Source organism: Acinetobacter sp. LMB-5 (assembly GCF_001541635.1).
In the GTDB taxonomy this organism is placed as follows: Bacteria; Pseudomonadota; Gammaproteobacteria; order Pseudomonadales; family Moraxellaceae; genus Acinetobacter; species Acinetobacter pittii.
The window spans coordinates 11,967-24,350 of the sequence record NZ_LRDR01000009.1 but is presented as its reverse complement, the minus strand read 5'-3'; the positions used below and the strand labels follow the sequence as shown (position 1 = coordinate 24,350).

12 protein-coding genes, 1 tRNA gene and 1 other RNA gene are annotated in these 12,384 nt (G+C 40.6%); 12 read left to right on the top strand and 2 right to left on the bottom strand.

What is annotated here, in order from left to right; genetic code table 11:
- The first annotated feature begins 8 nt into the window (after nucleotides 1-8).
- Both pgeF and AW165_RS13500 read left to right on the top strand, forming a co-directional pair.
- On the top strand, nucleotides 9-746 hold the full coding sequence (gene pgeF, locus AW165_RS13505; protein ID WP_060466113.1) for a peptidoglycan editing factor PgeF: 738 nt from the start codon (nucleotides 9-11) through the stop codon (nucleotides 744-746).
- Between the two features lie 189 nt (nucleotides 747-935).
- Nucleotides 936-1,487 carry a flavodoxin family protein gene (locus tag AW165_RS13500; protein WP_060466112.1) on the top strand — a complete coding sequence of 184 codons (552 nt, stop codon included), beginning with the start codon at nucleotides 936-938 and terminating at the stop codon, nucleotides 1,485-1,487.
- Nucleotides 1,488-1,535: 48 nt separating this feature from the next.
- Here the strand turns inward: AW165_RS13500 and smpB are convergent, their stop codons facing one another.
- Complete coding sequence (gene smpB / locus AW165_RS13495; RefSeq protein WP_002120348.1) at nucleotides 1,536-2,012, bottom strand: SsrA-binding protein SmpB; 477 nt, start codon at nucleotides 2,010-2,012, stop codon at nucleotides 1,536-1,538.
- Nucleotides 2,013-2,146: 134 nt separating this feature from the next.
- Between smpB and coaD the strand changes: the two genes are divergently transcribed.
- The 5 genes from coaD to AW165_RS13470 all read left to right on the top strand — a co-directional run bounded on the left by coaD (nucleotide 2,147) and on the right by AW165_RS13470 (nucleotide 4,760).
- Entirely contained in the window at nucleotides 2,147-2,638 is a 492-nt protein-coding gene (gene coaD, locus AW165_RS13490; protein ID WP_005070938.1) for a pantetheine-phosphate adenylyltransferase, read from the top strand.
- Between the two features lies 1 nt (nucleotide 2,639).
- On the top strand, nucleotides 2,640-2,903 hold the full coding sequence (locus AW165_RS13485) for a YfhL family 4Fe-4S dicluster ferredoxin (protein ID WP_005070936.1): 264 nt from the start codon (nucleotides 2,640-2,642) through the stop codon (nucleotides 2,901-2,903).
- 27 nt (nucleotides 2,904-2,930) lie between these two features.
- An RNA gene (rnpB, locus tag AW165_RS13480) (RNase P RNA component class A) lies at nucleotides 2,931-3,286 on the top strand.
- Between the two features lie 64 nt (nucleotides 3,287-3,350).
- Nucleotides 3,351-3,427 (top strand) — tRNA-Met (locus tag AW165_RS13475).
- 148 nt (nucleotides 3,428-3,575) lie between these two features.
- A complete protein-coding gene (locus tag AW165_RS13470) occupies nucleotides 3,576-4,760 on the top strand; it encodes a porin (RefSeq protein WP_060466111.1) in 1,185 nt (394 codons plus the stop codon).
- Between the two features lie 53 nt (nucleotides 4,761-4,813).
- On the opposite strand, the gene AW165_RS13465 is transcribed toward AW165_RS13470, so the two are convergent.
- Nucleotides 4,814-5,794, bottom strand: coding sequence for a LysR family transcriptional regulator (locus AW165_RS13465; protein ID WP_004710275.1), 981 nt, complete (start codon nucleotides 5,792-5,794; stop codon nucleotides 4,814-4,816).
- A gap of 103 nt (nucleotides 5,795-5,897) precedes the next feature.
- Here AW165_RS13465 and AW165_RS13460 point away from each other — a divergent pair, with 103 nt between their 5' ends.
- The 5 genes from AW165_RS13460 to AW165_RS13440 all read left to right on the top strand — a co-directional run bounded on the left by AW165_RS13460 (nucleotide 5,898) and on the right by AW165_RS13440 (nucleotide 12,342).
- Nucleotides 5,898-7,010, top strand: coding sequence for a tartrate dehydrogenase (locus AW165_RS13460; RefSeq protein ID WP_005803190.1), 1,113 nt, complete (start codon nucleotides 5,898-5,900; stop codon nucleotides 7,008-7,010).
- 20 nt (nucleotides 7,011-7,030) lie between these two features.
- Nucleotides 7,031-8,683 (top strand): BCCT family carnitine transporter, encoded by a 1,653-nt coding sequence (locus AW165_RS13455; RefSeq protein WP_081410662.1) that lies wholly within the window; start codon nucleotides 7,031-7,033, stop codon nucleotides 8,681-8,683.
- A gap of 11 nt (nucleotides 8,684-8,694) precedes the next feature.
- Nucleotides 8,695-9,669, top strand: a complete 975-nt coding sequence (locus tag AW165_RS13450) for an alpha/beta hydrolase (protein ID WP_060466109.1) — start codon at nucleotides 8,695-8,697, stop codon at nucleotides 9,667-9,669.
- Nucleotides 9,670-9,711: 42 nt separating this feature from the next.
- Nucleotides 9,712-10,827, top strand: coding sequence for a carnitine monooxygenase subunit alpha (cntA, locus tag AW165_RS13445; RefSeq protein WP_060466108.1), 1,116 nt, complete (start codon nucleotides 9,712-9,714; stop codon nucleotides 10,825-10,827).
- Nucleotides 10,828-10,890: 63 nt separating this feature from the next.
- Nucleotides 10,891-12,342, top strand: a complete 1,452-nt coding sequence (locus tag AW165_RS13440) for an NAD-dependent succinate-semialdehyde dehydrogenase (RefSeq protein ID WP_060466107.1) — start codon at nucleotides 10,891-10,893, stop codon at nucleotides 12,340-12,342.
- The last annotated feature ends 42 nt before the right edge of the window (nucleotides 12,343-12,384 follow it).

Below are 12,384 nucleotides of genomic sequence, written 5' to 3'. Positions count from 1 at the left end.
ACGTACATATGGAATTTGTTCAAGGTTTACCTCAAGGCGTATTTGTAGGGCAGACACGTGTTCAACATCCTTTGGCATTACCAACGGATCAACTTGAATTATCTGGCTTTAATTTGGCTTTACATGTCAAAGATGAGCCACAGCGTGTTCAACAGCATCGAATGATATTGTTAGATGAGTTTGCGAAATTTGGTGTTAAAAAAATGACATGGATGACCCAAACGCATAGTACGATTTGCCATACTGTAAATGAACAAATTCCTTTTAAAGCTTTAATCGGCGATGGTTTGGTCACCCAAACAAAAGGTCATGCTTTAATGATGATGACGGCTGATTGTTTACCTGTCGTGTTGGGAAATGCCGAAGGAACCGAAGTCGCTAATTTGCATGCCGGTTGGCGTGGTTTAGCAGGTGGCATTATTGAAAATACAGTGGTCGCTATGCAGAATCCTCCAACTTGGGCATGGTTAGGGGCTGCAATCAGCCAACCTTGTTTTGAAATTGGGGCTGAAGTAAAAACTGCTTTTTGTGATAAATATCCAGAGTTGGAAACAGCCTTTGTTGAGGGCGTGGCTCCAAATAAATTTCATGCAGACTTATATGCGATTGCTCGCTTTATTTTGCAAAGTCTAGGTGTGCAACAAGTCTTAGGTGGAGATCAATGTTCTTATCAACAGGGTGATGAGTATTTTTCTTATCGTCGTGATGCGAAGACAGGACGTATGGCTACGTTTGTTTTTATGTAAGTTTTGATAACTTCCTTAAATGACTCTCTTATTTTATATTTATTAAAAATAGGAGAGTTTTTTATTTAATTTGAAAATATTTCTATAGTATGCAGTAGTGAAAACCTTATATTTCATATTTATAGATGAAGGTTTAGCAAGTGTTAATAAAATGATAAAATAGAAAAAATCGCTCAAAATTTTAATCTTATGTCTTTGCCTGAAAAACATCTCTCTATTGTCTACCACAGTCCATATGGTCATACCGCGAAGGTAGCTTCCGCTATTGCTGCTGGGGCAGAGGTGATGGGTGTAAAAGTACATTTAATGAATATTGAATATATTGATTGGGATGCACTTGATGCATCGCACGGTATTATTTTTGGTTCGCCTACCTATATGGGGAGTATGACCGCTGACTTTAAAAAGTTTATGGACAGTACTTCTAAACGTTGGAAAGAGCGTTTGTGGCAAGGGAAGCTTGCAGCTGGATTTGCAAACTCAGGTGGGTTGAGTGGCGATAAACTGGCGGTATTACAACAATTAAATATTTTTGCGATGCAACATGGCATGCTTTGGTCAGGTTTACCTTTAATGACGACTGGGCATAGTGAAAAAGATTTAAACCGATTATCGAGTTGTTTAGGTTTAATGACACAGTCAGATAATGCGCCTGTTGAAATTACTCCTCCACAAGGCGATTTAGATACTGCAAAATGGTTTGGCGAATATATTGCTGGACTCTTATATAGATTAAATTAATAAATTCCGCGATATAAAAAAGCCTCTAAAAAGAGGCTTTTTATTTAATTACTTATGAAATATACGAGCTTTATCACGCTGCCAATCGCGATCTTTTTCAGTCGCACGTTTGTCGTGAAGCTGTTTACCTTTCACAAGCGCGATTTCAAGTTTAACCAAGTGACCTTTCCAGTAACATGCTAAAGGAACACATGAGTAACCTTTTTGGTTAACTGAACCTGTCAGCTTTTCTAGTTCTCGGCGTGATAATAATAATTTACGTGTACGTGTAGCTTCAGGTACTACATGAGTAGATGCTGAAAGGAGCGGTTGAATTTGTGCACCAAATAAAAACGCTTCACCATTCTTAAAAATGACATAACTTTCTGTCAAACTCATGCGACCAGCACGTAAAGACTTTACTTCCCAGCCGAGTAAAGACATACCAGCTTCAAATTTTTCTTCGATAAAATAATCATGACGGGCACGTTTATTTTGTGCGATGGTTCCGCCATTATGTTTCTTTACTACTGTTGCTTTCGCCATAATTCAAACTTCCACAATTGCCCCTATTGTGCCGTAAACTGATGCTAAGGTGAAGTTTTTCCTGCACGTCAATATTTCGCCTGATGTATAACTTTTGCTAAAATAGGTTCACAATACAATTAGAGTACTAGCGGATGTCTAAAACGCGTGTAATTTATCCTGGAACATTTGACCCCATCACGAATGGACACGTTGATTTAGTTACTAGAGCATCAAGAATGTTTGATGAGGTTGTAGTAGCAATTGCAATTGGACATCATAAAAACCCTTTGTTCAGTCTAGAAGAGAGAGTTGAACTGGCCCAAACATCACTCAGCCATTTATCAAATGTTGAATTTGTAGGCTTTGATGGTCTACTGGTTAATTTTTTCAAAGAGCAAAAGGCAACAGCAGTACTTCGTGGTTTAAGAGCAGTTTCTGATTTTGAATATGAATTTCAACTTGCCAATATGAACCGTCAACTTGACCCACATTTTGAAGCAGTATTTTTAACACCATCTGAGCAGTATTCATTTATTTCTTCGACATTAATTCGGGAAATTGCTCGTTTAAAAGGGGATGTAACCAAGTTTGTTCCGCAAGCTGTGGTTGAGGCCTTTGAACGTAAACATCAACAAGGTTGGTAAAGTGTCGTTATATATCACCGATGAATGCATAAACTGTGATGTTTGTGAACCAGTTTGCCCAAATGAAGCTATTTTCATGGGTGAAGTGATTTATGAAATTCATCCAGATTTATGCACTGAATGCGTTGGTCATCATGACCAGCCGCAATGTCAGTTATTTTGTCCAGTGGACTGTATTCCTAAAGATCCGCAGCATGTGGAAACGGAAGATGAGCTATTCGACAAATATAAAAAATTAATTGCTCAAAAAAGCACAAGCAATTAGTAAATAAATTTGTTAATATGCGCCCCTGAAGTGAGCTGGATGGTCGCTGCTGTGGAGGTCTTCGTGACTGAAGCAGGGGAGGAAAGTCCGGGCTTCATAGGGCAGGGTGCCAGGTAACGCCTGGGCGGTGAAAGCCGACGGAAAGTGCAGCAGAGAGTAGACCGCCTCATTCGTGAGGTAAGGGTGAAAGGGTGCGGTAAGAGCGCACCGCGTGTCTGGTAACAGTTCACGGCATGGTAAACCCCACCAGAAGCAAGACCAAATAGGAATCCTGAGGTACGGCCCGTACTGGATTCGGGTAGGTCGCTTGAGCGTATGAGTGATTGTACGCCTAGAGGAATGACCATCCTCGACAGAACCCGGCTTATAGGCTCACTTCACCTCATTTTATTTAAAATTTTTCTTGACGTGCGTTAAAGAAGTTAAGATAATGCGCGCACAGTTTTCGGCTATGTAGCTCAGTTGGTTAGAGCACCGCACTCATAATGCGGGGGTCACAAGTTCAAGTCTCGTCATAGCCACCATTTTATAGACCACGCTCCTGCGTGGTCTTTTTTTATGCTCATTTTTTGATTAAACACAGTTTGTAAAGACCGACTTTATAGTTATGGCATTGCTTGTCTAGATCAATTTCTTCATGTTCTTATAACACTTAACAAGGATGTTGAAGACATGAAAAGGTCATTATTATTTTTAGGAATTTTAAGCTTAACGGCGGGAGTAGAGGCTTCTGCGGCTGATTTAAGTTGGGGAGATCCAACTTTGGAATCGGGACAATTTAAAGTTTCTGGCGCAGTACGTTCTCGTTATTTGCATAAAGATTATGTGGTTGATGCAAATGAAGGTTCTCAAAATGATGACTGGCGATTAACTGATATTAAATTAGTGCTAGGTTATGAAAATCCAGATTGGATTGCAGGGGCAGATGCTCGTTGTTATCAATATGATCGCTTGTGTGATGCGATTTTTCTAAAAAAAGCTTGGGTAGGTTATAAATTATCTGATCAGCAGAGAATCACGGCAGGTTTGCAACCCGTTGATTTTGGCTTTGGTGAATTTTGGGGAAGTAGTTATTACGAAACGCTTTTAAATACCGTTGGTTTAGAAGATATTGATAATCTGGGGATTAAATATAAATTTGCAGATGATAAATACAATTTGACCTTAGGTTTCTATCCAACTGATGGAGGAAACTATAAGGGAACGTCAAAAGACTCAAGTAGATACAGCGGTAATTTCGTTGAAGCTGATGACTTGACGGTAGGAACCAACATTGAAGAAAAGAATATGTGGATTGCGCGAGCCTCTAGAAAATTTGAACTTGATAAAGTTCAAAAATTTTCGACCGAGTTAGGAGGTTCAGTCTGGTATTCTGATTTAGAAAATAAAAGAACAGATGAAGATGGACACCGCAAATCATGGAATGTATTTGCTCAAACGCAATATCAAGCATGGCAATGGATGTTCTTAGCAGGTAAGCAAGATGTCACTAATGGCGATAATTTATTGCCAAATAGCTCAACCATTGGAGCATTTGATTACCCGTATCAAGTCGCTAACAAAGGCAAATATCTAGTCAATGAAATTAACTATACCTTTGCTCAGCCATTTCACAAACTTGAAAATATTAAACCTTATATCTCTCATAGCCGCTTTTTCAAAGATGAGGATGGATATAAAGACTCTGAGCGTTTAATTGCAGGGGTTTATTTTAATTACAAAGCCATTGGTATTCAGGGCGAATACATTATGAGTAAAAATGATCCAATGGTGGGCGGTGGGGCTGAGGGCCTTGCACAAGGTAGTCGTAATGATTGGGATAAACTATTCTATCTTTCAATTGGATATTATTTCTAAAATTTAAAAGTAAACGATTGCCCTAAGTGAATAGGCCTCACTTAGGGCTTTTTTTATAGAAAGACTTTTTCAGGCGGCGGTTCTCGTTTAACTGCTGGAGAAATGAGCTGTCCTCGGTTTAGGTTTTGAACGTGCTGTAAACGATTGAGCAATTCGTTTTGAATGAACAAAATACAGGTTTGCAATTTAGATGAGCTTTTGAGTCGTGATGGATAAACTGCCCAAACATCTGCATCTTGCCAATATTCGGGCAAAATGTGTTGGAGTTGACCTGTAATTAATTCATCTGCAACATCCCAAATTGATCGGAAAATAATCCCGTGGCCTTCTATGGCAAGCTGATGAATAATTTCGCCGTTATTTGAAACAAAACGTGGTTTGATATGCACTGAGACATCTTCAGAAGCATGTCTAAATTTCCATAGCACAGACGATTGATCACGCTCACTAATCGTCAAACAATCATGTGTTTGCAAGTCTTCAATGCTGTCCGGTACTCCGTGTTTAAGTAAATAACTTGGCGCCGCACACAAAATTCTAAAATTAGACGCCAGCTTCTTCGCAATCATATTCGGTGCGATTTCATTACCAATTCTGATGTCTAAATCAATACTGTGTTGAATCAGGTCTTTGGTATTGTCGATGGTGTCAAAATGAATCTGAAGTTTTGGATAGAGCATCATTAGTTTAGACAGAATTGGTGCGATATGCTTTCTGCCAAAACCAAAGCTACTAATAATATCCATACGACCCGTGGGTGTACTGAGTGGGTTGTTCACTAGTTCACAGACTTCATCAAATTCTTCAAGAATATTTGAAACTCTCTCAAGAATGAGTTTGCCATCTTCTGTCAGGCTAACATGACGTGTGCTGCGATGAAAAAGTTTGCAGCTTAAGGTGTTTTCTAAAATATTAATTCGCTTGCTAATAAAAGCTGGCGATGTCCCGAGTTCCTCAGCAGATTCGACAAAACTTTTTAGTTTGGCGACTGTGCAAAAAACCTTTAAATCCGATAGGTTAGGTAGATTATTCACGATCCGTGTCCATTGGAGTGATAGTTCTGTTGTTGATCATTTTTGCTTAAAACATCATGTTTAAGCCATACAAGGATATTAGTCGAAGGTGTGAAGGAAGCTTATGGCAAAAAGATATAAAGTTGCCACGATTGCAGGCGATGGCATTGGTTTAGAAGTTCTACCAGAAGGCATTAAGGTTGTAAAGGCAGCAGCAGAGAAGCATGGTATTGAGCTTCAGTTAGATGCATTTGATTGGGCAAGCTGCGATTACTACCTTGAGCACGGCAAAATGATGCCAGATGACTGGTTTGAAACTTTGCAGGGCTACGATGCAATTTATTTTGGCGCTGTAGGCTGGCCAGATAAAGTACCTGACCATATTTCACTATGGGGTTCGCTGCTCCAGTTCCGTCGCGGTTTTGACCAATATGTGAATTTACGTCCAGTGCGCTTAATGCCGGGTGTTAAATGTCCCCTAGTAGGTAAAAAACCGGGCGATATCGACTTCTACGTGGTCCGTGAAAACAGTGAAGGAGAATACTCAGCCATTGGTGGTAAGGCTTTTGAAGGAACAGATCGAGAGTTTGTTTTACAAGAAGCTGTATTTACACGTCATGGCGTAGATCGCATTTTGCGTTATGCATTTGAGTTTGCAAATCAGCGTGACGCGAAAAAAATTACAGCAGCGACCAAATCAAATGGTATTGCCGTCAGCATGCCGTATTGGGATGAACGCGTTGATGCGATGGCAAAACAATATCCACAAATTCAGGCCGATAAACAGCACGTTGATATTTTAGCAGCTCGTTTTGTTTTACAACCTGAACGCTTTGATGTGGTTGTTGCATCGAATTTATTTGGCGACATTCTTTCCGATTTAGGCCCTGCATGTACAGGAACTATTGGTTTGGCTGCTTCGGCAAATTTAAACCCAGAAAGAAAATTCCCATCATTGTTTGAACCTGTACATGGTTCAGCACCAGATATTTACGGTAAACAAATTGCCAACCCAATCGCTGCGATTTGGTCAGGTGCCATGATGTTCGAATTCTTTGGCGAAGATGATGAACGCTGCATTCAAGCAGGTCAGGACATTATGCAGGCGATTGAGAATGTATTAATTAATGGGCCAAAGACAGCCGATATCGGCGGTCAGGCAAAAACTTATGAGGTAGGAGATGCAATTGCATCGTGTGTAGCCCAAATTAAAATGGACGTGTTCGCTATGGAATAACGCCATCCAAAAATGGATGTATGGATATGGATAATCAAAACACAAAAATTTATACGGATAAAGTTCTTGCCGTAACCAGTTTACTGTTTGTATTTATTTCAGTTGCTGGTTTGGCGATTTATTCGCAAGAGTCGATCAAGATCGCTGCAACATGGATGCAGTGGACGACATCGGTATTTACCACCCCAGTATTACTGTTTGCTTTTTTAGCCATTATTTTTACTTTTGGTCTAGCTTTTAGTAAATACGGCAAAATCAAACTAGGTGAAGGAAAGCCTCAATACACCACGATGTCATGGATTTTTATGTTCATCTTGTCGGGTATCGGGTCTTCTACATTGTACTGGGGCTTTTTGGACTGGGCTTACTATTATCAAACTCCGGGTTTGAGCTTACCGCCTGAGTCAGCAGAAGCATTGAAATATAGCGTGGCTTACTCGTTTTTTCACTCAGGTTTAAGTGCATGGGCAATTTATGCTTTGGCATCAATTTCTTTGTGCTACAGCTACCATGTTAGAAAAAACAAAGGCTTAAGTTTGGCTTCTGTGATTGAAGCGGTAACATGCTTTAAATCAACAGGTGTGGTTGGGCGTTTAGTCGACTTAATGTTCTTGCTTTGCATGTTTGGTGCATTAACGATTTCGCTTGTACTCACTGCCGTGACATTTACCAATATTTTGTCTCAACTCACAGGTATCCCAAATACCTTTATGACCAAAGTCATCATTATTTTGGGTGTTTCGGTTCTATTTGCACTCAGTTCGTATGTAGGTATGGACAAGGGCATGCAACGTTTAAGTCACATGGTGTGCTTAGGTGTGGTGCTGTTTGCAATTTATGTACTTTGCTTTGGTCCGACTCAATTCATTTTGAATAATTCATTAATGAGTTTCGGGTTAATGGCAACCAACTTTGTCGACATGAGCTTGTTTACCGACCCAATGGGTGATGGCAAGTTCACCCGTGAATGGACTGTATTTTACTGGTTGTGGTGGATTTCATATGCACCGGGTGTGGCACTCTTTGTAACGCGTGTTTCTAAAGGCCGTACTATTAAAGAAGTGATCTTTGCCATGGTAATTGGCGGTAGTGTTGGTCTTTGGTTCATCTTTGGTGTGTTTGAAAACTACAGCGTTTATAGCTTTATTCATGGGGCTGTAAATGTACCGCAAATCTTAAGCCAACAGGGTGGTGAGGTTGCAATTGGTCAATTGCTCAGCCTATTACCTGCTGGAAAGCTGATGATGTGGATTTTCCTCGGCATTATGGTGGTGTTCTTGGCAGCACATATGGATGCGGTTGGGTATGCGGTTTCAGCAACATGTACACGCGGTTTAAGTGAAGGGCAAGATCCATCGCCAAATGCCCGTCTGTTCTGGTGTGTCATGCTGACTTTGGTTCCGATTGCCATGATCTTTAGTAAGGCACCTTTAGACACAATGAAAACAGCAACTATTGTGACGGCTTTACCATTTATTGTGATTATTCTGATTCAAACCTATGGCTTAGTGAAATGGTTGATTCAGGATTATGCCAAAGTCCCATCACATTTAATTGAGCAACAAGGTTATGATGATGCGGAAATTGGTTTAAACCAGACTCAAGATGAACATGCAAAACGGATGCAGCTTGAGCTTGCAAGCTCAATCAAACTGGACAGAAAAACCAGCTAGAGGGAACAGTAATGACTACATGTGAACAGACTACGTATGCCTTAAGTGAAGAAATGCAAAGCCTTGTGTATTGGAGCAGCATTTATTCACCAGCAGATGCAGATATTGACTCAGTCCGCGCGGCATATGACGCGATGTGTCGACACTACACTTTGCCTTGTGATGGCAAGATCGAAGTAGAAGATAGAGTTGTTGCAAATGCAGAGCATTCAGTGCCTGTTCGCATCTATTCACCAAAAACTAAACGACCTGAAGCTGGTTGGCCATGTGTATTGTATTTACATGGTGGCGGTTGGATGGTGGGTGGCCTCGATTCACATGAGTTTATTACCAGTTATTTATGTCAGGACTTAAATGCAGTTGTCATTAGTGTGGATTACCGCATGGCACCAGAGCATCGCTTTCCGGCAGCTTTTGAAGATTGTTTAGCACTTTATCAATGGCTTAAAGAGCATGGTTCTGACTGGCAGATTGATAGTGAAAATATCGTTCTAGCAGGCGATAGTGCAGGCGGTAACTTAGCAGCAGCCCTTGCAGTGCATCTACAGCATAGTGGTATGCAAGCTCAAGGTCTGGCTTTGGTTTATCCGTGTTTAACTACAGCACTCGATACACCAGCCGCACAAAAGCATGCCCATGCGCCGTTGTTAACAACAGAAGATATGCATTTTTATTTAAAGGAATATGCACCGAATTCACAAGATTGGCAGGATTTACGTCTAGCACCTTTATTGGCAACTGATTTTTCAGATATGCCTACAAGTTTTGTGGCAGTTGCAGAATATGACCCTTTAAGTGATGACGGTTATTTCCTTACCCAAAAATTGGAACAAGCAGGTATCCCTAACAAGTTCCATTTAGGCAAAGGTTTATTACATGGCAGTTTACGTCTCATGCGTGATTGCCCTGAAGTTCAACAGTTATATCAAAACATGCTGAGTGCGATACGCCGCATGTTTGGCAGTGTCGAAAAGACATCAATTTAATATCGAGTCATTTGGACGAAAAGAATTTAATGGAGTAATAACATGAGTGCAGTTGAAAAATTACCTGAAGATTTTTGTGCAAACCCAGATGTTGCATGGACTTTCCCTAAAGTTTTCTATACTTCATCGCAAGTTTTTGAGCATGAGAAAGAAGCAATCTTTGCTAAAAGCTGGATTTGTGTTGCACATGGCAGTGAATTGACACAACCGAATGACTATATTACCCGTAAAGTAATTGGTGAAAATATTGTCATCATTCGTGGTAAAGATAGTGTTTTACGTGCGTTTTATAATGTATGTCCGCACCGTGGTCACGAGCTTTTAAGTGGTAGTGGTAAAGCAAAAAATGTAATTACCTGCCCATACCATGCTTGGACTTTTAAGCTAGACGGTAGCTTAGCCTTGGCGCGTAACTGTGACCATGTCGAATCTTTTGACAAAGAAAACTCAAGCATGGTGCCTTTAAAAGTTGAGGAATATGCGGGATTTGTTTTCATTAATATGGATGAAAATGCGACTTGTGTAGAAGACCAACTTCCGGAATTTGCTGAGCGTTTAAATCAAGCATGTAGCGTAATTAAAGATTTGAAACTGGCAGCACGTTTTGTGACAGAAACGCCGGCAAACTGGAAAGTGATTGTCGATAACTATCTAGAGTGTTATCACTGTGGGCCTGCACATCCGGGCTTTGCCGATTCGGTACAAGTTGATAAATATTGGCATACCACACATCAAAACTGGACATTGCAATATGGCTTTGCTCGCTCATCTGAGAAGTCATTCAAGCTTGATCCATCGGTCACTGATCCTGAATTTCATGGTTTCTGGACTTGGCCTTGCACGATGTTCAACGTACCACCGGGCAGCAATTTCATGACGGTGATCTATGAGTTTCCAGTAGATGCAGAAACGACTTTGCAGCATTACGATATTTACTTCACGAACGAAGAGCTCACTCAAGATCAGAAAGATTTGATTGAGTGGTATCGCAATGTATTCCGTCCTGAAGATTTGAACTTGGTCGAAAGCGTACAACGTGGTTTGAAATCACGTGGTTATCGAGGTCAAGGCCGTATTATGACTGATAAGCAACGTTCAGGAATTAGTGAGCATGGTATTGCTTACTTCCAACATTTAGTGGCGCAGCATCATAAATAAAACAAATGGATTTATTCAGGTGTAAATATCACTTACACCTGATTCTTCAGTTAGGAAGATGATATGTTGAGTTTACAAAGCACAGAATTATTTGAGCAACAAGCCTATATTAACGGGCAATGGCTAGCTGCACAGTCAAATGCAACAGTTCCAGTGACTAACCCTGCAACAGGCGAAGAAATTGGCACAATTCCAAATATGGGAGCGGCTGAGGCGACTCAAGCAGTTGAGGCTGCTTATACGGCTTTACAAAGTTGGAAAGCTTTAACTGCCCAAAACCGTGCAGATATTTTATTGGCTTGGTACAAACTGGTTCTCGAACATACCGATGAACTTGCTTTAATTATGACCATTGAACAAGGCAAACCTTTGGCAGAAGCGAAAGGTGAGGTGCGTTATGCTGCATCATTTATTCAATGGTTTGCCGAAGAAGGCAAGCGTATTTATGGCGATGTGATTCCAACCGTCAATAATCAGCAGCGTTTTATTATTAGTAAAGAACCTGTGGGTGTTGTGGCTGCTATTACGCCGTGGAATTTCCCAATTGCTATGATTACGCGTAAAGCAGCACCAGCTTTAGCAGCTGGATGTACGATAGTGATTAAGCCAGCAAATGAAACACCTTACTGTGCTTTAGCGATTGCGAAACTTGCCGAAAAAGCAGGTATTCCAGCTGGTGTAATTAATGTTGTTACTGGTAAATCTCAAGAAATTGGTTCTGTATTTACTTCGCATGAAAAAGTGAAGAAATTGACCTTTACTGGCTCAACGCCAGTGGGCCGTTTATTGATGCAGCAGTGTTCAAGCACCATTAAAAAATTGGCGCTTGAGTTGGGCGGAAATGCTCCTTTGATTGTATTTGACGATGCCGATTTAGATAAAGCTGTACAAGGTGCGATTTTTGCCAAGTTCCGTAATGCAGGCCAGACCTGTGTTTGTGCTAACCGCATTTATGTACATGACAATATTTATCAAGCTTTTGCCGAGAAGTTTGTACAAGAAGTACAAAAGTTTAAAGTCGGTAATGGACTTGAAGATGGTGTGCAAATTGGTCCATTAATTAATCAAAAAGCAGTTTTGAAAGCACAGCAGTTGATTGATGATGCAGTGAGCAAAGGCGCTAAAATTGCTTGCGGCGGCAAACAGCATGCTTTAGGGCAAACCTTTTATGAACCATCAGTTTTAACTAACGTTGACCGGACCATGGAAATTGTCCAAGAAGAAATTTTTGGTCCAGTTGCGCCACTCATTCGCTTTACAGATGAAGCAGATGTGGTTGCTCAAGCAAATGACACTATCTTTGGTTTGGCTGCGTATGTTTATAGCGAAAATATTTCACGTTTATGGCGAGTGTCAGAACAGCTTGAATATGGAATGGTCGGTATGAATGCCACAGCAATTTCAAATGAAGTTGTACCATTTGGTGGTGTGAAACAATCAGGTGTTGGGCGTGAAGGCTCAAAATATGGTCTTGAAGAATTTATGACCATTAAATACATGTGTTTAGGGCTTTAAGGATAAGCCCTAACAACAAGAATATGCGGTAAAAGAAGGATT